We start from the raw sequence: 254 nt of genomic DNA, 5'->3' as shown, positions 1-254 counted from the left end.
TGGCCAGCGACACTTCAGCAACAACGGTGTATTCGCTGAAAGTCGAGCAGCCCATGTAGTGGAACAGCGGCTGACCGTTGTACGAGAAGCGGGTGGTGCCATCAGGCATCAGACCCTTGCCCTGGGTTGCACGTACAGACACACACAGGTTGGTCTTGCCCGACTTGCAGAACAGGCACTCGCCACATTCAGCGGTGTAGAGCGGGATAACGTGATCACCCGGTTTCACACTGGTGACGCCCTCACCTACCTCT

At 57.5% G+C, this 254-nt stretch carries 1 protein-coding gene; it reads right to left on the bottom strand.

The genetic code is table 11. The annotated features are described in order from the left end of the window. On the bottom strand, nucleotides 1–254 hold a 254-nt coding region (locus K5E40_RS34710), incomplete at both ends, for an alcohol dehydrogenase catalytic domain-containing protein (RefSeq protein WP_221734462.1).

This window comes from Pseudomonas baetica, from assembly GCF_019733355.1.
Taxonomy (GTDB): Bacteria; Pseudomonadota; Gammaproteobacteria; order Pseudomonadales; family Pseudomonadaceae; genus Aquipseudomonas; species Aquipseudomonas baetica_A.
Note: the sequence above shows the minus strand (reverse complement) of the source record. Positions and strands in the feature narration are given on the sequence as shown.